Source organism: Coprococcus sp. OM06-34AC (assembly GCF_003462545.1).
Taxonomy (GTDB): Bacteria; Bacillota; Clostridia; order Lachnospirales; family Lachnospiraceae; genus Coprococcus; species Coprococcus aceti.
Genome location: NZ_QTZF01000002.1, coordinates 487,601 through 509,460 on the forward strand (window position 1 = coordinate 487,601; position 21,860 = coordinate 509,460).

A 21,860-nucleotide genomic window follows, 5' to 3' on the forward strand; every position below is an offset into this window, starting at 1 on the left:
TAATCCTCCTCTCCCTTCCGGAATTCTGCGTCCTTTTCCGGGGGCTTTATCAATTATCTATGATTCTGTCTCACCACCTATGACATTATTTGTCCGTGAGAATGTCGCTCAAAGCTGCAAATTCCGCCAGACTCAAACTTTCTCCACGGATATTTGCTGATATTCCAAGGGATTCCAAAGCCTTTGCGATCTGCTCCTTGGCAAATGACAGCTCTCCGCTGTTGGCTATACCATTCTGGAGAGTCTTTCTTCTCTGGTTAAATGATGCTCTTATCAGCCTGAACATGAGCTGCTCGTCCTTCACCTTAACCGGCGGTTCCTGGTATCTGTTCAGTCTGATGACAGCTGAGCCCACACCCGGTCTCGGTATAAAGCAGTTTGGCGGAACATTTGCCACTATATACGGCTCGGCATAATACTGAACTGCCAGGGACAGTGCTCCGTAATCCTTGGTTCCCGGGCCCACCTGCATGCGGTCCGCAACCTCCTTCTGCACCATGACCGTCACCGAGAGAAGCGGCACATGCTTCTCGAAAAGTCCCATGATGATCGGTGTGGTTATATAGTATGGAAGATTCGCAACCACCTTGATAGGCCTGCCGCCATTTCTCTCCTCCACGATCTTGTTGATATCCACCTTCAGTATGTCATCGTTGATGATGGTCACATTGTCGTACTCCGCAAGGGTCTCGTCCAGTATAGGGAGAAGATTCTTGTCTATCTCCACCGCCACAACCTGTCCGGCACTCTCCGCAAGATACTGGGTCATGGTTCCTATTCCCGGGCCTATCTCCAGAACGCAGTCGTCCTTCGTGATGTCCGCCGCGCTGATTATCTTGTTTATGACATGGGCATCTATGAGGAAATTCTGACCGAACTTCTTCTGAAATGCAAATTCGTATTTCTTTATCGTCTCTATCGTGACCTGTGGATTACTTAACTTCTCCATGCTTTGTCCTTTCCATTGCCTGTAATCTACGTTTTTATTACATCTTGTACATTTTCAGGGCATTCGCGTATGTCTGGTCATACACTTTCTGAACCGGAACGCCCTTGATCTCGGTTATCTTCTCAGCTATATAAGGTATGTTGAGGGCAGAGTTCCTTGTTCCCCGGAATGGAACCGGAGCCATGTATGGGGAGTCTGTTTCGAGAACTATCTTTTCCAGAGGGATGTCCTCCACGACCTCCTGAAGCTTCCGGCTGTTCTTGAAGGTGACTACTCCGCCAACCCCTATGTTAAATCCCATCTTAATATATTCTCTTGCCTGTTCTACGCTGTATGAATAACAGTGTATCACACCGCCATTTCTGCCGCCATCCATTCTTTTCAATATCTCCATGGTGTCTGACGCGGCGTCCCTGCTGTGTATGATGATCGGCATGGCAAGCTCCTGTGCAAGCTCAAGCTGTCTGACGAACCATTTCTTCTGCACATCCCTCGGGGGATCATCATCAAAATGATAATCAAGGCCTATCTCACCTATGGCTCTCACCTTTGGATTATCCAGCACCATGCTCTTAAGCTCCTGTATATCCGTCTCCGTCAGCTCACCGACCTCACTTGGATGCACGCCAACCGCTGCATAGAAATGCGGATACTTTCCGGCAAGCTCCACCGAATTCCTCGACGACTGCATATCCGCTCCGACGTTCATGACCTTGTCTATATCCTTCTCAAGGAATTCTGCAATTAACTGTTCTCTGTCCTCATCAAACTGAGTATCGTCATAATGACCATGTGTCTCAAATATCATATCTCAAACCTCTCTTATGGTACTAATGCATTGTTTATAGTACCGCAATATCGTATCCGTCACGCTGTATTATACAGAAATACCCGCACTTTGTGAACGTTTAATTATTTGTTTATGATTAGTTATTAATCTTTATAAATAGATTAATCTTTAAACACATTTTTTTCACAAATCCTGAATATACTAACAATCGTAAAGAGTTTTTCATTTATTTGAATCCTCTCTCCCCTCATTTTTTTGCAAGAGGCAGCAGATCTTCCCCGTTCTGTTACCTCTTGTTTTTTTGTGTCCAAAACTGTATATTTATTGTGATGTATATATGTACACATAGATTACATCAACGTATAATATGTGTCCACATTACATGTGTCATATTGCATTGATTTTATATGTATATTTATCATAACATTTTACATAACAGGAGGACTTTCATGATTTCAAAGAAATATTCATCAATGTTAAACAACACTTCCATCATCAGGGAATTTGCACAGTATGCTTCAAAGCGTGCCGCTGAGATCGGTGCTGAGAATGTGTTCAACTATACTATAGGCAACCCATCTGTGCCTACCACAGACGACTTCAACAAAGGACTTATCGATCTTATCCAGAATGAGGATTCACTGGCACTTCACGGCTACAGCCCTACACTTACTATTTACTCTGTAAGAAAGGCTGTCGCAGATTCTCTGAACCGCCGTTTCGGCATGGAGTATGTTCCTGAGGACATTTTCATGACATCAGGTGCTGCCGGAGCCCTGGCCCACGCCATCAGATGTGTCACAGAGCCGGGCGACGAGGTCATCACATTTGCGCCTTACTTCCCTGAGTATGTTCCATACGTTGACGGAACCGGTGCTGTTCTCAAGGTCGTTCCCGCGGACATTACTTCATTCCAGATCAACTTTGACGCATTTCTCGAGATGATGAACCCAAATGTTCAGGCAATCCTCATCAACTCGCCAAACAACCCATCCGGAATCGTCTACTCAACAGAGACTATAACACATCTTGCCCAGATCCTCTCAGAGAAACAGGAGGAGTACGGACATGACATTTACCTTATATCAGACGAGCCTTACAGAGAGATCGTATTTGAGGGAACCGATTCGCCGTTCATCTCAAAGTTCTACGACAACACGATCTGCTGCTACTCATTCAGCAAATCTCTGTCACTTCCTGGAGAGCGTATCGGATACGTGGCTGTAAACCCTAAGTGCAAGGACGCTGAACTCATCATCAATATGTGCGGACAGGTATCACGTTTCACAGGACACAACTGTCCTTCATCTCTGATACAGCTCGGAGTTGCAAAGGTGCTCGATGAGACATCTGATCTGTCAATCTATGAGAAGAACAAGAACATCCTGTACAAGGAGCTCACCGCCATGGGATATGAGTGTGTTGAGCCGGGCGGAACCTTCTATATGTTCCCTAAGACTCCTATCGCAGATGCAAATGAGTTCTGTAACATGACTGCCCATGAGCTTGATCTGATCCTTGTTCCTGGCGACAGCTTTATGTGTCCGGGACATATGAGACTGGCTTACTGTACTACAACAGATATGGTTGAGCGCTCTCTGCCACTGTTTGAGAAGGCTATTAAGATGTGTAAATAATGATCTGTGTGTACGACAATAACAGATCTTGTTTGTACAAAATTATTTTAGGAAAGTATAGAGATATAGCATATGACTAACATAAAGATAATTCTCGCCTCGGGATCGCCTAGAAGAAAGGAACTTCTGGCCCAGGCGGGATACGACTTCGATGTGTGTCCAAGTCTTTCTGATGAAGATCTTGAACCTATGGCTCCATCTGAATATGTAATGCTTCTGGCTAAGAAGAAGGCAGATGAAGTGTGCAACAGGATCATCGCCCAGGATGTTGTAAGACGGGTTAAAAAGCTTCCTGAACGCTTCGTTGTCCTCGGCGCAGACACTGTTGTATCGCTGAACGGAAGGATTCTTGGTAAGCCTTACGACTACGACGATGCATACAACACCTTGAACAGTCTGTCCGACCAGACGCATCAGGTGTACACCGGCGTGTGTCTGATATATGTGAACGGAAGAGCCAAGTCATCCAGCTCATTCTATGAGAAGACGGATGTCACCTTCTATCCTGTATCCCACGACGAGATAATCCAGTACCTCGCCACAAATGAGCCGTTTGACAAAGCCGGAAGCTATGGAATTCAGGGCAAGGGCGGTCTGTTCGTCAAGGGAATTGAGGGCGACTACAACAATGTTGTCGGGCTGCCACTCGCAAGGGTGTATCACGAGCTTGATGATTTGATTTCTTGAATGGTTTGGAAATATTTTCTCTAAATGGCAATTATATTTATTTTACGACACTAAATTATCCCTTTTTGAGGAAAATATCTTGAAAAAGGCACAAAATCTGAGATTTTGTATCCTTTCAACAAAATTTCCTTGAAAAGGGATAATTTTATGCACATATTATTAAATTCCACGATAAACAGCACAAAGACTTTTATCCGCCATCGTGCCATAAGAAATAATTCCTACACGAATCCTTACATAAGCTCTTTCTTCACATTGAAGATAGTTCCAACGACCTTCGGGCCCGCATTTGATGCAACTGCTGCCCCGATCTGGAAGTAATCTGAAGGGCCATAGCCAACCTTCTCCGTCATACGGGCTGTCAGCTCGTCTCTTACGATCTCATCGTTACCATATACTATCTGGTACTCTGAACCCGGATCCATCTCTTCCACTGTGACATCCACCATCTTTGCCATGAGCTTCTTCTCGCCGCGGCACTTGATAGCTGTCACGATCTCATTTGCCCAGATCTTCATGATAGGCTTCACGCCGAGTGCGTCACCAACCAGAGCTGCCGCACTTGGGATTCTTCCTGACTTGGCTGCATACTTGAGGCCATATATTCCGAAGTATATCCTTCTCTTTGGAAGCTCTTCCTTCAGATACCACACTATATCCCTGGCATCCCTGCCCTCCTGAACCATTCTAGCTGCCACAACCACCGGATAGCCATACTGTCCACTGTAGCCTATTCCGTCAAATACATATATATTGCACTTTCCGGCGCACTCAGGATATTCCTCCTCGAACTGATCTGCGGCCATCTGCGCATTTGCATATGAGGCAGAACCATCCTTGTTGATGCTTACATATATAATATCCGTGTAACCCTGCTCCACCAGCTCCTTATACACCTCGCCGAACTGGTACGCTGTGATCTGTGATGTCTTTGGAAGATCATCATTCTCTGCCATGAGCTTGTAGAAGCCCTCATTGTCAAAATCGACTCTGCTCAGATAAGACTTGCCACCTATCACGACCGGGAAAGGAAGGATCTTGATGCCGAGCTCCTTCTCCTCATTCTCTGAAATGTCACTGGCAGAATCTGTCATTATAATAATTTTTCCCATAATTCACAAAACTCCATTTTTTGCTAATGAGCAGACGCATGAAAATGCGCTGCGCGCGGCGTCTGCGTGCTTCATAAGGAATCCTCCCACTTACGTGGGTCCCTCCTTATGAAAATTTACTTATCATTCTCCATACGCCACTTGATACATCTGTTGAGATAATGAACATAATCAGGGTTCTTGCACATACCCTTGCCCTTATCATCAGATATCTTGGCAACATCCATGCCGTTACATGCTGTAGTCTTCATAACTATGTTGAGCGGTTCATCGCACGTATCGTTGGATATATATGTTCCTATTCCAAATGCAACCTTGATCTTGTCCTTGAAATAGCTGTTGAGTTTGTCCGCTTTCTCGAAATCAAGGCTGTCGCTGAACAGAAGTGTCTTGGTCTTTGGATCAAGTCCAAGCTTCTCATAATGATGAACCATCTTGTCGCCCCACTCATAAGGATCGCCACTGTCGTGTCTCACCCCACTGAAAAGTGTCGCATATGTGAGCTGGAAATCCTTCAGGAAGCAATCTGTTGTGATGGCATCAGTGAGAGCTGTTCCGTTCAGCACTCCATACTCCTTAACCCATGCATCCAATGCATACCAGTTGGAATATGCAGGATTGTGCTTATGATTACCCTGTCCAACACACATGATCCACTCATGCGCCATAGTTCCAACCGGAACCAGATTATACTTCCTTGCCAGATATACATTACTTGTTCCGACAAATGTTGAACCCGGATACTTGCGCTTGCTGAGTTCCTTGACTGCAAGCTCCTGAGCTTCAGCCGAAAGTCTTCTTCTGAGTCCAAACTCACTGAAAGCTCCAAGGTTATACTCTCCGGTCTCGACTTTTCGGACCTTCTCATCAAGCTTCTCCCTGAATGATGCAAGCAGCTTATCATAGTCATCGTTCATTCTGAAGTAGACCTCATTCACTATAGCCAGAGTAGGTATCTCATACATGGAAGTATTGAGCCAAGTGCCTCTCGCCTCTATCTTCAGTCCACACTCAGCGTCATCTGATATCTCAAAGTCCTCATATCTTGCCTTCCAGAGTCTCAGAAAATCAACATAAGAACCCTTTATCCACTTGATATTGTGCAGATACTCAAGCTCCTCCTCTGTAAATCTCAGATCACAGTAGAGCTGTATCTGTCTTTTGATTTCATCAACCATCTCATTTGTGAAGAACACGTCAGTATTCCTGCACTTGAATGACCATGTTGTCTTATAGTCACTGAACTGATGGTAAATCGCCTGTCCCATACTAAACTTGTACATATCCGTTTCAAGCAGGCTTGTGATTATTCTTTCCATTTTTATACTCTTCTTTCTCTTTTTATCCGCTCCACACATACGGCTTAACCGCCATATATCACGGAAATACGGAAGTATACGCAAGTTCAAATACTTCCACTTATAATAAGTTAGCACACAGCCCGCTGTCAAGCACTATTACCTTGCAACTATCACACATAGTATTGTATAATGTTACCGTTCAGAGCCATGCAGCACAATATAAGAAGTGGCTTGTCATGCTTGCATGAACAAGGCATTTCTTATATTGTGCTATACGGCGGATACGCCGCACCGAACAGGCTCGTAAGAGACTGTGAGGTGGCATGGCTCTGAATGCCGCAGGGCACACCAGCCGAACAGGCTCGTAAGAGACTGTGAGGTGGCATGGCTCTGAATGCCGCAGGGCACACCAGCCGAACAGGCTCGAAGAGACTGTGAGGTGGCTGGCTCTGTGGTTTTACATATTATGAAAAGAGGATAGATTATGTTAGAGCAGAACAACGAAAAAAAGCCTAAGAAGTACGCCGGCATTCTGGCTCACCCGACATCATTCCCAAGTCCTTATGGAATCGGAGATCTGGGTCCGGGCGCTTATCAGTTTATCGACTTTCTTGCAGCTTCAGGATTAAATCTGTGGCAGGTGCTTCCACTCGGTCACACAGGCTTTGGTGATTCACCTTATCAGCCATTTTCAGCATTTGCAGGACAACCACTTATCATCGATATCGACTACCTCAGAAAGAAGAAGTTACTTCTGGACGAGGACTTCTCAGCTATGCCTGACTGGGATCCTGAGAAGATCGACTATGGAACACTTATAGAATTCAAGACTGGCCTTCTGAAGAAAGCGTACGAGAGATTTATCGACACTGACTATGCAGATGATATGTCAGGAGACGAGGATCTCATGGCAAAGTTCGATGCATTTGTCAAGAATACATCATGGCTTGCTGACTACTCTCTGTTCATGGCAGGCAAGGATGCGCACGAGGGAATGCCTTGGTACATGTGGGATGATTCACTGAAGAAGCCGACCGCAAGGCAGAAGACCACATGGAAGAAGAAGCTTGCCGATGGAATCGGATATTACAACTTCCTCCAGTTCCTTTTTACAGAGCAGTGGCAGGCCCTCAAGACATATGCAAATGATCTCGGAATCAGTATAGTAGGTGACACACCTATATTCCTCGCATGGGACAGCGCAGACGTATGGTCCAATCAGGAACTGTTCCTGCTGGATTCAAAAGGATACCCTATCGAGGTTGCAGGTGTTCCACCAGATTATTTCTCAGCTACCGGCCAGCTCTGGGGCAACCCTCTGTACAACTGGAAAAAGCATACCGAGACAGGCTATGCATGGTGGATAGAGAGAATCAAGTATCAGCTCACAGTAACAGATTTCCTCAGGATAGATCACTTCAGAGGATTTGACCGTTACTGGGCAGTGCCTTACGGTGAGGAGACCGCCATCAACGGCGAGTGGAAGCCAGCTCCAGGGCTGAACTTCTTCACACAGCTCGAAGCTAATCTCGGCTACCATCTTCCTATCATCGCCGAGGATCTCGGCGAGATAGATGATTCAGTCATAGAACTCAGAGACAAATTCGGACTTCCTGGAATGAAGATCCTTCAGTTTGCATTTGAAAATCCAAACGAGAACGACTTCCTTCCACATAACTATACACCTAATTGTGTATGCTATACAGGAACACACGACAACGACACCACCCTTGGATGGTATACGCAGGCTTATGAGGCTTCAAAGGATAAGCTCAGAAGATACTACAGCACTGATGCAAGTGATATCTGCTGGGTTATGATAAGAGCATGCTTCTCTTCTGTTGCCAACATGGCCATCGTTCCTATGCAGGACGTGCTAAAGCTCGACTCATGGGCACGTATGAACACGCCAGGCGTTGGAGAGGGCAACTGGGCATGGAGATTCAAAGCCTCAGACCTGAGCAAGCAGTTGTCAGACAGGCTTCTTGAGACATCAAAGCTCTATGGAAGATATACTCCAATACCGAAGAAGAAGGATTCTGAGGAGAAGTAATCATACGATGAGTCAAATCAATGCTGGAACATTTAAAATAGCATAAGGAGAATTATAATATTGAGAACAATATTTGCATATTTATTTGCCTTTCTGGGCATCATCCTGTGTACTCCGTATCACCTGTATCTGTACCTTCTGGCTAAGAAGGATCAGGAAAAGGCGTACCGCCATGCCCAGAAGCTGGTCAAAGGCTTCTTTGGAATAGTCATGTTCATATGCGGTGCCAGGTGCACTGTCATAGGTCTGGAACGGGTACCGAAGGATCAGCCTATTCTGTTTGTCGGCAACCACAGAAGCTTCTTTGATATACTGTGCTGTCACAACGCACTGGACAGACCTCTGGGATTTATGTCCAAGGACGGAATCCTGAAGGTTCCTATCCTTCCATGGTATATGAAGGACATAGGATGTACATTCCTTGACAGATCCGACCTGAAGAAGGGACTGGAGACTATCATGCAGTCGGCTGATATCGTAAAATCCGGACATTCCATGATGGTATTTCCTGAAGGACACAGAAATGACGGCGAAGAACTTCTTCCTTTCAAGGACGGAGCATACAAGATCGCACAGAAGGCCGGATGTCCTATCGTACCTGTATCCATATGCGGAACAGACAATATCATGGAGGCCAACAAGCACAACTTTATCAGAAGTCACAAGGTGGTCATCGAATTTCTTGACCCTATCGACATAAATGGCTTGAAGCCAAAGGAGCGCAAGGAGGTTCTTGAAACCATTCCGGCACTCATTCAGGAAGCAAGGGTTAAGAATCTTCCCCTTGCAACAAAAAAGTGATCAGACTATAATAATCTGATCACAGCAAGACAAAACACCAATAACTAAATATAATCAGGAGGAACTAAACATGGCATGGTGGGTATGGTTGATAATAGTTGCAGTTATACTTATCGGAGGTCTTATTGCATTATACATAGTGGGCAATAAGCTTCAGAAAAAGCAGTCTGCACAGAAGGAAATGATGAAGGAACAGGCACAGCCTGTGACGATGCTTGTCATCGACAAGAAGATGCTCCCTATGAAGGATGCCGGATTGCCTAAGATGGTAATGGAACAGACACCAAAGCGTTACCAGAAGGCCAAGATGCCTATAGTAAAGGCCAAGATCGGACCTCAGATCATGAATCTTATCTGTGATGACGGTATATATGATCAGATGCCTGTCCGCGGAGAGGTAAAGGCTATGGTCAGCGGTATCTATATCATGAGCGTCAAGAATGTTCGTGGTAAGATCGAGGAGAAGAAGGGCAAGAAGACCTTTGGTGAGAAGCTTCGTGCAAAGCAGAGAAAGTATCAGGATATGTACGACAAGGATGTAGCCGAGTCAAAGCTCAGCAAGGAGCAGAAGGCCGCAGCCAAGGCTAAGGCCAAGGAAGAAAAAGAGAGAGCTAAAAAGATCCAGAAGATGTAACAGCTTGAAAGGAGGTTCCCAATATGAAGAAATGTCATATTAACCTCCGCGAACTTGGAATAGCTTCACTTGCACCGATATGCATAACTTTTGTCCAGGGGCTTATTCCATCATCTCTGGTATCATGTGTTATAATAATTATTCTCTGCGGATATATACATCATGTATATTCTTGGGTATTCACCACAGGAGATAACCGTAACAATAAAAACAGAACAGGAACGAGATCACTCTCATTCCTGTTCTGTTTTTGTATTTTTATACTTATTGTCATAACAGGCCTCAGCCTGCAGTTTTTTTCGACCGGAATACTGAACGCCATTGAGCTCCATCGTCCAGAGCTTCTCGGCAGTTACAGAGACATGGTTCGTTCATCATTCTCTCTAAACAACGGTATCTTCAGAGTTACAACAGTCATGCTGCTTGCACCGGTCTGTGAGGAGCTTGTGTTCAGAGGGATCTCTCTGAGTTCTTCCAGACGTGCATTTACATGCAGACATTCAGATGCCATCGCCATCCTGCTGTCAGCGCTGCTGTTCGCCCTTTATCACGGCAATTTAGTCCAGTTCTGCTACGCCCTTCCCATGGGAATCCTTCTCGCGCTGCTCGCCACATGGACGTCTTCCCTGCTGCCATCGATCCTTCTTCACATAACGATCAACGTATCTTCTTATTTCACCGGGATGCTGCCATTTGCACTGTCACATACAGGCTGTATACTTACAACTGGTATCACGTCAGCCGCAGGCTTCACCGCCCTATATCTGCTGCTGTGCCGAAGTGGCAAATCACACAAAGTATCTTGACATGTGATACACATACACTTTTTCAGCGGGATCATCTTCGTATCCTGACAGCTTGATGATATTCTTCAGCACAAAATACCTGCTGTCCCTCATGACTCTCTGATATTCAAATGTCGGGTAGTACAGCATCAGATATATATTTCTCGGTGCCCTGCGCACGGAATCTATTATATTGTCTATGACCTTCTTGAACACCTCCGAGGAAAACGGATTGAAGAAATAGAAATAATTATCTTCATCTGCGACCTCATACTCCTGCGCCGGAATGTTATAGAAGTTCATCCTGTCTTCCTGATCATAAAATCTGCTCTGATAACCCGCGGCATTTTCCATAAGCTTCTCGTATATGTCAGCATCCGCCTCTATACCCGTGGCGCGGCAGTAATGTCTTGAGTTGCCATAGAACAACACACGCCCCAGTCCGCAGCCAAAGTCAACAAGTGTATCCTCCGGCTCCATGGACACGGCATTGAACAGGGTCACAAGATCCCTGTAGTAAGTCGCCTGATATATATTATTCTCCTCTGTGGGCTGCTCCGCACCTATACACAGCGTCGTATCTATAGACAGAAAATCATCAAACGCCTTCTCGTCATCCATATATCTATCCTCACTCCACGGTTATCCTAAGTACATTAAACGATACACATTCATTGCCATAATCCATCACATACACCACGACCAGACCAAGCCCCTTTTCCGTCTCCACGAGCTGATAGCCTTCAGTGAGTATGCTTATATTCATCATACCAACCGGAGTGGAATAAAATGCCTCTCTGGTCTCTCCCGGTCTGAATGACATGGCAGCACTGACTTCGCCCTTCTTTGTCAGGTCAAGTCCTAATTTGTCAAACTTCAGCAGATTTCTCGCCGGTTTCTCAAGATCCTCATAATACTCATCGTATTTCAGGTAAAATACCCCGTCCTTCTCATGAAGGCTTCCCCTGGTAACAAGCTCTATGGGTTCAACATTGTTCTCTTCCCTGCTCGTCCTCTGCTCTCCAACTACTGTCACAGTAACATTCTTTACCATATAAACTTCCAATCTATGTAATTTTATAAATTTATCTCTCTTTTGCCATCTCAATAAGCGTTGTGACGAGAGTCTTTATATCGTATCCCTGAGCATTCCACAGCATTGGATACATGCTTATTCCTGTAAATCCAGGAAGTGTGTTGATCTCATTGAATACAACTCTGTTTGTTCCATTCTCAAGGAAGAAATCCACTCTGGAGAGTCCGAAGCCGTCAAGTGCTTTGAATATCTTCACAGCGTCTTCCCTTATCTCGTTCTCTGCTTCCTTAGGGATGTCGGCGCCGATAACCGTTCTCGACTCAGCATTGTTGTACTTTGCATCGAAATCGTAGAACTCAGCAGCGGCAAGTATCTCGCCAACTCCCGAAGCCTTGGTATTGTCCTTGTAACCGAGGACTCCGCACTCAAGCTCACGTCCAACTATCGTCTCCTCAACGAGGATCTTGTTGTCGTGCTTTACGGCCTCATTCAGCGCATACAGAAGGCTTGCTCTGTCAGTCGCCTTATTTACACCCTTTGATGATCCGGCCTTTGACGGCTTTACAAATACAGGGTAATCAAGCTCAGCCTCAACTCTGTCCATAGCACTGTCTATGTCGCTGAAATCCTCTGCAAGCACAGGTACAAATCTCGCCTGTGAAACACCGATGTGATCAACGATTATCTTCGTATAGAATTTATCCATGGATGCTGCCGATGCCAGAACGCCACATCCAACATATGGAATATCTGCCATCTCGAACAATCCCTGTATAGTTCCATCCTCGCCATACATACCATGAAGTACAGGGAATATGACGTCCACCTTCTGGCGCTCCACACCTGCATCGGAGAAAACTATAAGCTCTCTTCTGGTGTCCGGTGAGATCACTGCTGTGACCTTGCTGTCATACCAGCTTCCATCCGCTATACTCTCTATATTATCTGCCTTTAACCATCTTCCATCCTTGGTAATGCCAACCAATGTCATATTATACTTTTCAAGATCAACCCCCTTGGCAACTGTCTGTACCGATATACATGAAACCTCATGCTCTGATGATCTTCCTCCAAATATTACAACCAAATTTTCCTTAGCCATGACATGTGCTCCTTATACTTTAATCCGCGGTGCACCCGGGGCACACCACAGGTCAAAGTATAACACCTGGGAATCAACTTTTCAACGTCACTTATCCCCCAGATCTATACATAATGTCTCATACATTCCGGGCGGACAGTCCTCCCCGGAATCGCCAAAATACTCATAAGAAAATCCAGAGTTTGCATCGGCATCCACGCCCCACGCATTTGCCGCGCTCTGGGCAATGTCATTTATATCCTCCATCGCCATGACAAGATTGTGGCGCATCTGTATATAACTCAGATTCTCATTGTAGTCGTCCCCAAGCCACATGCCGATCTGCTTCATGACTGTGTTGCCCACATAGCTCTCAAGCTCATCTCTCTCATCCTCAGACTTCATATCGCCATCATAATCGACCTTAAGCCTTATGACCCTTCCACTGCCATCCAGTGAATTGTTGTACATGACCGCATCCGCCATTATCTCCCTCGACACCTTATCCTTATATTTCTTCACATAAGAAACCTGTCCAAATATCACACCGCCGACAATTCCTATGAGGACACCCAGTATGGCCGCCCTGAACATTCTCCACATAAACAATACCTCCTGATCATCTAAGTCTCTATTCACCTATCCCATCTCTCGCGTATGTCGCCAGACACTGGCCTTCATAGTGTGTCTTAAGATATTCATTTGTATTGTTATCCCCGGATTTCTCCAGTATATTCTGTTCTATCACCACAGTCACATAGCTTGTAGCAAATTCCTTCTCAAGTTCGGCTGCAGCCTCGTTCATTACCTGGGTATTCTCCGCTACTATATACTCCACATGACTCGTATCGAGGGACTTCGCATGACTCTCATTATAACTTCTGCAAGCGTCGGCAAATGAGCCGGCGTCCACCTGGTACACCCCCTCCTCGGTCAGGGAATCCTCATCGTCGTCCAGTCCTGTTATGACCAGACTGTATCTCAGCCCGCCGCCGGCAGGCTCCTCCGTGCTGCGCTCTATGATGACCGCATTCACATAGTCCACATCCTCCACCGGCTTGTATTCACACCCACTCAATATACACGCCGTCAATAACACCGCCGCCAGTCCGGCAGATTTTTTTACAGGCCATTTCCCGGCAAGTGATGCCGCCGGCAATATTATCGACAGGGGTACATCCACCAGAATAAGATATCCGGAGATGATCTTTATACGGTCCTGCTGTCCGGGCAGCATCCCGGCCCACAGGCATACGGCAAATGCAAGGACTGCCCACAATGTCTTCCACGGCCATCTGTGCCGAACACCCAGTCTGTCCACAGCGCCCCATCCACCTATGACGTTTGGAACCAGTGCCATCACACCGAACACGATGACAAGGTAACACACCAGCATGAGCGGCCTGAGCTTCACTCCGCCAGGCAGTTCCATGGCTCCAACTATATATAGTATATTTTTCTCCTTAGCCATGAGCGCACCCGTGCCCAATGTACATATCACAATTATCGAACACATAATGCCTATTATGGTACTTGTGCCTACGGCTGCACACAACATTCCTCTTCGCCTCCGAATGACGTGTATATACACCAGCATCACCGTCTCCATAGCCGAGAATCCAAGAAAAAGCAGTCCTCCCCTAGCCATGACACGGCTTATGGTGAGATTCGCCCCGCCCTCGTCTCCTATCTCAGTCACAGTCTTAAGCACTGACAGATCAAGGTTACTCACAGAAGACAGAATGACCACAGCCCCCGCCGCGACAGCGAACCAGAACACGGACTCCGCAAACCTGACCATCCCCCTTGTGCCACGGCTACCCATATACAGACATGCAAGCAACAAGGGGATTGAGATAGCAATTACCGTGTATCTTTTCAACATCAACTGCCTGGAACACTCGGCAAGGACAAACAGCAGCAAGCCCATCCTAACGGCAGTTCTTGCCCCATAAATCAATGCAATAGTCCTATTTTTGACTTTACCGCTTTCGCTGTTCCCTCTCTCATCAATCTTCATGTATACAATATATAGTGCTATCACGTAAGCAAAAGCCATGCATAGCGTCAAAAAAAGTGACAAAATCAGGCAATTTCTTCCAAAATATGAGGGTATTAATGTAACCACAAAAGTTATCATCCCCGGCAAAACGAGCAAAGTCATCTTAAAAAAAGCAGAAAACGTCACATTATATTTATCATTCATATCTATTTTCTCTTTCTGACCAACCTGCGCCGCTCGTCAGGATTGCTCCATTTAGGTCTGTTGATCATTTTCTTTATAGGCGCGCGGACAACAAAGTCCTTATATCCCTCGCCAGTGTATCCACAGGTCACGACAGGGGACATATACGGCACGCCAAAGCTGTCCATGGATGCAAGATGAAACACGAGAACCAGCATCGCAAGGATAAATCCAAGTATTCCATAAAGTGCGCTGGTGATTATAATTACGAACTTAAGCAATCTGAAAACAGACGCAAACGCCTCATTCGGAATGGCAAATGAAGCTATAGCCGTGAGTGCCACAACTATCACAACCATGGTGCTGACTATCCCCGCCTCCACGGCTGACTGACCAACTATCAGACCGCCAACCACTCCTATCGTATTTCCAAGCTGGCTCGGCAGTCGTATCCCGGCCTCCCGGAGCAATTCAAACAAAAGCTCCATTATCAGCACTTCAACTACAACGGGGAACGATAGCTGGCTTCTCGCATCGGCTATCGCATACAGAAGCTTGTCGGGTATCAGCTCCCTGTGATAACAGGTGATCGCAATATAAAGTCCCGGTAGTCCCACCGCAATGAACGCTGCCACATACCTTATCATTCTGGCAAATGTCGCCACCGGCCATCTGTTATAATAATCGTCCGCCGTCTGAAACAGAGTGTTGATGGTGGCTGGAGCAATTATGACCTCAGGGGAATTGTCAAACACAACGACAACCCTGCCCTCCACCAGAGCCGCGGCCGCCTTGTCAGGTCTTGTGGTCGCCTGGTATATCGGAAATATCTCCTGCCATTTCTTCTCCATCAGATGTTCAGCCATACCGCTGTCAAACACCGCATCTATCTCATACTTATCGATGGTGTCCCTTATCTGCTGTACCAGCTCAGGCTCCGCTATATCTTCCATATAGAATATCCCGTACTCTGTTCTGGATCTGACGCCCATTGTCCCCTGTTCCAGCTTCAGATGTACGTCCTTGATCCTTCTCCTTATCAGAGCTGTGGATGTCCTAAAGTTCTCATTGAAGCTGTCCCTCGGCCCTCTCATTCCTCCCTCGGTGGAGCTTTCCTCTATACCTCTCACAGGGAAATGTTTCGATGACACTACTATTGCCTGATCGCTCCCGGATACAAATATGGCCGTATCCCCCCTGAGAACCGCCCTGACAACGTTGTCCATGTCACTTTCCTGGGTATAATCCGCCGTCTGACCCTCGCAGGAGATTATATGCTCCCACAGATCTGCCGTGTCTTTATTCCGCCATTCCCAGGTTATTGGTTTTATTAATGTGTTCTCAATCAACTCATGATCGCACAGTCCATCTATATACACCACGTATATTGCCGGATCATCTCCCCAGGCACAGCGGTCCAGATCAAACCTTCGCTCCACGATATCGCTCCAGTTACCGAACATTGTCTCAATTTGTGTGATGTTTTCGTCTATTTTTTTACTGATTGAAGCCATCGTCCGCCGTAAACACCTCCAACATACCGTTTATCTCCTGTAATCTATCTTGTCCAACGGATGTGTTTTTATTCAGACATACACATAAAAAGGCGGAACACGTTTTCACGCATTCCGCCTCTTATACAGGTATTTATTATTATGCATATTGTTATTTCTGTGCTATGACAACATTTGCGATCACGATCTGTTCCTGATCGTATATATGTATACGGGTTATCTCCTTGGCTTTCTCTTCATCCCTGGCTATTATCGCATTCATGAGAGCCTCATGCTCCGCTATAAGCTTGTCGTGATAGCTGAAATCCTTTACATACTCCACGCGGTATCTGTACACCTGCTCACGAAGACTCTGGGACATGCTGATCAGTCTCGGATTGTTCGTCATGTCCATTATAGTATTGTGAAATGCAACATCCGCATCTACTATCTCCGGGATTATCTTGGAGCTTACCGCTTTCTTGAAGTCGGCATAGGACTGCTTCAACCGCTCTTTTCCCTCGTCGTCTATCCTCTTGCAGGCAAGCCCTGCCGCAAGATCCTCAAGCGCCATCCTGATCTCAAGCGCATCGCTCAGATCCTTTGCCGTTATCCTGGCAACCTCTGCTCCCCTTCTCGGGATCATGACCACAAGCCCTTCAAGCTCAAGCATTCTCATGGCCTCCCTGACAGGGGTACGGCTTACGCCAAGCCTCTTCGCAAGAGTGACCTCCATAAGTCTCTCCCCCGGCTCAAACTCACCGTGAACTATAGCATTCCTCAAAGTCTTAAACACTACCTCTCGAAGAGGCAGGTACTCATCCATATTCAATCTAAGATCCATCACATACCTCTTCTTATGTTATACGGGCTGACGGCATACGCAGCCTGTATCTCGTCCTTTTCACGCAGCATATCTACTACCCTTTGTGCCAGTTCTTTATCCCTGTTGTCATATATTCCGAACACTGTCGGCCCACTGCCACTCATGAGCACTCCCATGGAATCGTTCTCCGCTATGAGCTTCTTGACTGAATCTATCACAGGATTTGCAGGTATCGTAACCGTCTCGAGCACATTTGCCATTCTGTCTGTTATTCCCTTCAGATCTCCGGTCTTGAGTGCATCCGCCATGCCATCGATATCTGGATGCTCCTCCAGCAGATCCACCTTCAGGTTCTGGTATACCCATTTTGTGGACACTCCGATCGCCGGCTTCGCTATGACGATCAGGCAGTCCGGCATAGGTGGAAGTGGTGTAAGGATCTCTCCTATTCCCTCCGAGAGTGCCGTACCCTGCATGATACAGTAAGGCACATCTGCGCCGAGCTTCACTCCATGTTCCATGAGCTGTTCATCGGAAAGGTTCAGTCCAAACAGCATATTCATCGCCTTGAGGGCTGCCGCTGCATCAGCGCTTCCCCCTGCCATTCCGGCTGCAACCGGTATGTGTTTATCCACGGTTACATGAACACCCTTGTCTATTCCATATATATCCTTCATCATCCGGCACGCCTTGTATATGATGTTATCCTTCACATCCGGCAGCTCCGACGAATCCGATGTTATAACGATCTCGTCTGTGGTGACATCGCAAAATGTCAGTTCATCCCACAGATCGACCGTCTGCATGATCATTTTCACCTCATGATATCCATCCTCGCGTCTCCTGACCACGTCGAGACCGAGGTTTATCTTTCCATATGCCTTTAATGATACTTCCATTTTCTCTCCTGTCCGTGACATTTCCCCTGCAGCTTTTCAGCCTACGATTACTTTTTTCTAACAGAATATCCAAATTTGCCGAGTTTGTCGCCAAGTGCAAAATACTCTCCATGTGAATATGCGACAAGTCCCGTGCTGTTGAGGTTGAATTTGCCGGTCTTATCCATGTATTCATCACTTATCTGGACTCCGACCACCTCAGCGATAAACATGTGGTGGGATCCAAGCTCAACTACCTGCTTTACCTTGCACTCTACGTTCACCGGACTCTCCTCTATAGCCGGGCATGACACATTAACGCCGTCACATGCATGGAGGTTCATCTCCTTGAATTTATCCACGTCTCTTCCTGACTTCACACCACAATAATCAGTTGCAAATGCCAGTTTCTCGGTGACGAGATTTATGGTAAATTCTCCTGTCTCCTTGATTATGTCGTAGGAATATCTCTCCGGACGCACCGATATGGACACCATTGCAGGATCGCTGCATATGGTACCGGCCCACGCTATCGTCACTATGTTTGGCTTCTCTCCTGGTCTCTGGCAGCTCACCATAACTGCCGGAACCGGATACAACATATTTCCTGGTTTCCAATTCTGTTTTGCCATGTCTATACCTCTTTCTCTATTGACCTTCAACTCATTTTCAGCCACTTTCAGTCACTGTGGCGCAACGCACCACAGTGCTGATATCTCAAGCTGTCAATTGTTCGTATTTTGTATATTGTATACATTATACATAATAATACATGCCAGTGCATAAAATTACAACCGCATACAGCGCTCTTTATTTATCTTATTTTATTGACAGCGGATTTATTACTATAATATGAATGATCTGTCCCGGTGTTACACAAGGAAATGCAGACAAAAAAAATGATCACCCGGAAGATCATTCCAGATAATCACTTATTATTCCCTGTGCCGTTTCGCTGTCATCGGACACCATGTATACCACAAATGTATCATGCACATACAGAACCGCATCATCAAGTCTGGCGGTCTCCGACGATTTGTAATCAAGGTACATCCGCAACTGTGAGTCGCGTCTTTTCTTCATGTCCGCCAGTATGCCCTGGGCATCGACCGTTGACGACGCCTGAAATACTGCGAGCTCCTCGGCGGTGGCTCCCGTTGACATGTACACTGCACTGTCCTGCACCTGAGCGCTGTCTATACCATAATATCTGAGCGCCGTCTCAGAGGAGACCTCCTCCACGGAATCCTCAAACTTCACGTTCTGCATGAGCATATCAGCCAGAGAGTGCACATCCGGCGTATCTGCCTCGTCGTCTCCATTTCCTGCGCATCCCGCAAGCGAACAGATCATCAGACAGCATGCAAACAAATATATTATTCTTTTTATCATATGCCTCCGTCTCCACTATCTTCTGACATACACGTTCTTTCTGATGTATTCCATCATCTTGAGACAATATTTCTTATTACAATGTTTTCCATCTATTCCCGCATCCTCCGGCAGAACACCATCCACAGACACGCTGTGAGCCACATCGAGATAGATCACCTGATCGTAGCTGCCACACATCTCCTGCATGAGAGAATTGAGCTTGTCCACACCCGGGTTGTTATACACCTGGTCTTTTGATGAAAGCTCCGCCGATACAGGAAGTACTGACATCACATATACATTTGCCGCAGGCTGTAACTGGGAGATCTGATCCAGTAAAGTCTTGTAGGCCGACATGTACCGCTTGTTATACCACGAAAGCTCCTCAAGCCCAAATGAAATGTATATATTCTCATAGCTCTTCATGCCAAGCATCTCGACAACCGTACACTGTTCTCCTGAATCGCAGGTGAACATCTTGGTATTAGCGACCTTCTCTATGTCCAGATTCTTCGCCACACACATATCCCAGTTATCTACACCGCTGTACAGTCCCAGCGCCTCGGCTCTGGAATCACCTATGAGCAGAGATGTCGAGAAATACTGGTCATCCGTAGCATTCGCCGGCATGTATATATTGCTGTCATATTTGTCCGCTCCCTTGCCGCTCACATCAGGGTTGGTGTAATTGACAAATTGTACATACTGACCATTTCTCTGATCCGGAATGGCCGCATCCTCCGCAGTTGCCAGATACTGCTGTGCAACCTCCTCCGTGTCACTGTATGACATATCCTGACTGCTGCTCTCACTTATATCTGCCGATGTTCCGCTCTCAGGCTGGAACTCCTCCTGACCGTTCACATTCTTTTTCAGGTTGCCCTGTCCAAGCGCAAATATCATTATGACTGCGACGATCACTCCTATTCCGCTCTCGACGAGTTTCATTCTGCGGTGATGCCGCTGTCTGTATATCTTTTTTCTATAATCAGTGTTATTATTCTTAGTCACCTTCGACCTCCGAATTAACTAACTTTCATGTCTTTCGCAAAATATCCTATGATAGTATAGCAATTAATGATAAAATAATCAAGAACGCCGCGTTTTGTGAACCTCATTGTTGCCATACAATTTTTTCCGTGTTACTATTTTACATAGGAAAGTTCACTGTTTTTGTGGATTTCAGCATACAACTTAAACACAACATATTTATAGAAGAGGAGAACACGATGAACACTACAGCACGTACAATAGACTACAAGGGCGAGACTTGTATTGAACTTATATCAGGCGATTACCGTGCACTGATCGCACCATTTAACGGAAGCAACATTATGAAGATGGAGAACACCGCTCTGGATATTGATATATTCAGGAACGATCCTTCCTTGACTCCTGCACAGCTCAAAGCAGCAGCAGAGATCTACGGAATGCCTACCCTGTATCTCCCTAACAGACTGTCACACGGCAACTTAAGAACCTCCGATGCCATGTATCATTTCCCATGCAATGATCCTCTCGGCAACCATCTCCACGGTTTCCTTCATCTCAGAAACCACAGCATAGAGAGCGTGTCAGTGGATGGAGACAAGGCCATCGGCAAGACTTCATATGTATATGATGAGAAGGATGAGTTTTTCGCTACATACCCTGTGAGCTTCAGAGCAGACTTCACATTCACTCTTGCTCCGGACGGTATGCACTATGAGTTCACACTCACCAACCTCTCCGACAAGCAGATGCCATACGGCGTATGTAACCACGTTGCATTCAAGGGGCCTTTCACAAGCACAGGAAAGGGCGAGGATGTACGTCTCTGTGTACCTGTTGGAGACAAATGGGAGCTTGATGAGCACGCTATCCCTACAGAGAAGAACCTTCCTATAACAGATTACGATCTCCAGTACAAGAACGGAACCATGGTACCTGTTCTGAAGGACATCGACAACGATCTCTACACAGCGGAGATGAACGAGCTGGACGGCAAGCCTTTCTACGGAGTATACGCAACTGATGTTGCCACAGGCAAGAAGGTCTGCTATGAGGTTGACGACACAATGAAGTTCTGGATCATGTGGAACGATCACGGCGACAAGGGTTACTTCTGTCCTGAGCCAATGAGCTGGAATATTGACGCTCCAAATCTCTCAGGAGCACCGGAGATCACAGGCTACACAGAGCTTGCTCCAGGCGAGTCCAAGACAGTAAAAGAAAGAATATTCACAATGGCATAAAACA

General features: G+C 46.2%; 22 protein-coding genes. 7 read left to right on the forward strand and 15 right to left on the reverse strand.

Going from position 1 to position 21,860, the window contains the following annotated elements:
• Positions 1 to 85: 85 nt before the first annotated feature.
• Positions 86 to 949 (reverse strand): 16S rRNA (adenine(1518)-N(6)/adenine(1519)-N(6))-dimethyltransferase RsmA, encoded by an 864-nt coding sequence (rsmA, locus tag DXB91_RS05380; protein WP_055145795.1) that lies wholly within the window; start codon positions 947 to 949, stop codon positions 86 to 88.
• Positions 950 to 986: 37 nt separating this feature from the next.
• Positions 987 to 1,757: a TatD family hydrolase gene (locus DXB91_RS05385; protein ID WP_118017006.1), complete on the reverse strand. Its 771-nt coding sequence runs from the start codon at positions 1,755 to 1,757 to the stop codon at positions 987 to 989.
• A gap of 431 nt (positions 1,758 to 2,188) precedes the next feature.
• Here DXB91_RS05385 and DXB91_RS05390 point away from each other — a divergent pair, with 431 nt between their 5' ends.
• Complete coding sequence (locus DXB91_RS05390; RefSeq protein ID WP_118017007.1) at positions 2,189 to 3,376, forward strand: pyridoxal phosphate-dependent aminotransferase; 1,188 nt, start codon at positions 2,189 to 2,191, stop codon at positions 3,374 to 3,376.
• 72 nt (positions 3,377 to 3,448) lie between these two features.
• Positions 3,449 to 4,063, forward strand: coding sequence for a Maf family protein (locus DXB91_RS05395; RefSeq protein ID WP_015534495.1), 615 nt, complete (start codon positions 3,449 to 3,451; stop codon positions 4,061 to 4,063).
• Between the two features lie 233 nt (positions 4,064 to 4,296).
• Here DXB91_RS05395 and DXB91_RS05400 read toward each other — a convergent pair whose 3' ends face one another.
• Positions 4,297 to 5,175 carry a DegV family protein gene (locus DXB91_RS05400; protein WP_117550011.1) on the reverse strand — a complete coding sequence of 293 codons (879 nt, stop codon included), beginning with the start codon at positions 5,173 to 5,175 and terminating at the stop codon, positions 4,297 to 4,299.
• 116 nt (positions 5,176 to 5,291) lie between these two features.
• Positions 5,292 to 6,533 carry a nicotinate phosphoribosyltransferase gene (pncB, locus tag DXB91_RS05405; protein ID WP_118017008.1) on the reverse strand — a complete coding sequence of 414 codons (1,242 nt, stop codon included), beginning with the start codon at positions 6,531 to 6,533 and terminating at the stop codon, positions 5,292 to 5,294.
• A gap of 427 nt (positions 6,534 to 6,960) precedes the next feature.
• On the opposite strand from pncB, the gene malQ reads away from it, so the two are divergent.
• The 4 genes from malQ (at position 6,961) to DXB91_RS05425 (ending at position 10,770) form a co-directional block, all read left to right on the forward strand.
• A complete protein-coding gene (gene malQ, locus DXB91_RS05410) occupies positions 6,961 to 8,529 on the forward strand; it encodes a 4-alpha-glucanotransferase (protein ID WP_118017009.1) in 1,569 nt (522 codons plus the stop codon).
• Positions 8,530 to 8,589: 60 nt separating this feature from the next.
• Entirely contained in the window at positions 8,590 to 9,330 is a 741-nt protein-coding gene (locus DXB91_RS05415) for a lysophospholipid acyltransferase family protein (RefSeq protein WP_118017010.1), read from the forward strand.
• A 70-nt stretch (positions 9,331 to 9,400) separates the two neighbouring features.
• Entirely contained in the window at positions 9,401 to 9,964 is a 564-nt protein-coding gene (locus DXB91_RS05420) for a hypothetical protein (protein ID WP_015534491.1), read from the forward strand.
• Positions 9,965 to 9,987: 23 nt separating this feature from the next.
• Positions 9,988 to 10,770, forward strand: a complete 783-nt coding sequence (locus DXB91_RS05425; protein ID WP_118017011.1) for a CPBP family intramembrane glutamic endopeptidase — start codon at positions 9,988 to 9,990, stop codon at positions 10,768 to 10,770.
• Here DXB91_RS05425 and DXB91_RS05430 read toward each other — a convergent pair.
• The 11 genes from DXB91_RS05430 to DXB91_RS05480 form a co-directional block, all read right to left on the reverse strand.
• Entirely contained in the window at positions 10,753 to 11,370 is a 618-nt protein-coding gene (locus DXB91_RS05430) for an SAM-dependent methyltransferase (protein ID WP_118017012.1), read from the reverse strand. The two genes, DXB91_RS05425 and DXB91_RS05430, sit on opposite strands and share 18 nt — an antisense overlap.
• A gap of 10 nt (positions 11,371 to 11,380) precedes the next feature.
• A complete protein-coding gene (locus DXB91_RS05435) occupies positions 11,381 to 11,803 on the reverse strand; it encodes a DUF1934 domain-containing protein (protein ID WP_055280406.1) in 423 nt (140 codons plus the stop codon).
• Between the two features lie 31 nt (positions 11,804 to 11,834).
• A complete protein-coding gene (locus DXB91_RS05440) occupies positions 11,835 to 12,887 on the reverse strand; it encodes a D-alanine--D-alanine ligase family protein (RefSeq protein WP_022217335.1) in 1,053 nt (350 codons plus the stop codon).
• Positions 12,888 to 12,974: 87 nt separating this feature from the next.
• A complete protein-coding gene (locus DXB91_RS05445) occupies positions 12,975 to 13,469 on the reverse strand; it encodes a hypothetical protein (protein WP_118017013.1) in 495 nt (164 codons plus the stop codon).
• Between the two features lie 28 nt (positions 13,470 to 13,497).
• Positions 13,498 to 14,691, reverse strand: coding sequence for a hypothetical protein (locus DXB91_RS05450; protein WP_147343974.1), 1,194 nt, complete (start codon positions 14,689 to 14,691; stop codon positions 13,498 to 13,500).
• 383 nt (positions 14,692 to 15,074) lie between these two features.
• Complete coding sequence (locus DXB91_RS05455) at positions 15,075 to 16,565, reverse strand: spore germination protein (protein WP_117549998.1); 1,491 nt, start codon at positions 16,563 to 16,565, stop codon at positions 15,075 to 15,077.
• Positions 16,566 to 16,716: 151 nt separating this feature from the next.
• Positions 16,717 to 17,388 carry a GntR family transcriptional regulator gene (locus DXB91_RS05460; protein WP_015534484.1) on the reverse strand — a complete coding sequence of 224 codons (672 nt, stop codon included), beginning with the start codon at positions 17,386 to 17,388 and terminating at the stop codon, positions 16,717 to 16,719.
• Positions 17,388 to 18,269 carry a 4-(cytidine 5'-diphospho)-2-C-methyl-D-erythritol kinase gene (gene ispE / locus DXB91_RS05465; protein WP_118017015.1) on the reverse strand — a complete coding sequence of 294 codons (882 nt, stop codon included), beginning with the start codon at positions 18,267 to 18,269 and terminating at the stop codon, positions 17,388 to 17,390. The genes DXB91_RS05460 and ispE overlap by 1 nt, the downstream gene beginning before the upstream one ends.
• A gap of 47 nt (positions 18,270 to 18,316) precedes the next feature.
• Entirely contained in the window at positions 18,317 to 18,880 is a 564-nt protein-coding gene (locus DXB91_RS05470) for a flavin reductase family protein (RefSeq protein WP_015534482.1), read from the reverse strand.
• Between the two features lie 283 nt (positions 18,881 to 19,163).
• A complete protein-coding gene (locus DXB91_RS05475) occupies positions 19,164 to 19,640 on the reverse strand; it encodes a DUF4358 domain-containing protein (RefSeq protein WP_117549994.1) in 477 nt (158 codons plus the stop codon).
• A 15-nt stretch (positions 19,641 to 19,655) separates the two neighbouring features.
• Positions 19,656 to 20,633, reverse strand: a complete 978-nt coding sequence (locus DXB91_RS05480) for a hypothetical protein (protein WP_118017016.1) — start codon at positions 20,631 to 20,633, stop codon at positions 19,656 to 19,658.
• A gap of 218 nt (positions 20,634 to 20,851) precedes the next feature.
• Here DXB91_RS05480 and DXB91_RS05485 point away from each other — a divergent pair, with 218 nt between their 5' ends.
• The gene (locus DXB91_RS05485) at positions 20,852 to 21,856 is read left to right on the forward strand and encodes an aldose 1-epimerase (protein ID WP_015534480.1); all 1,005 of its coding nucleotides are present in this window, start codon (positions 20,852 to 20,854) and stop codon (positions 21,854 to 21,856) included.
• Positions 21,857 to 21,860 lie beyond the last annotated feature (4 nt).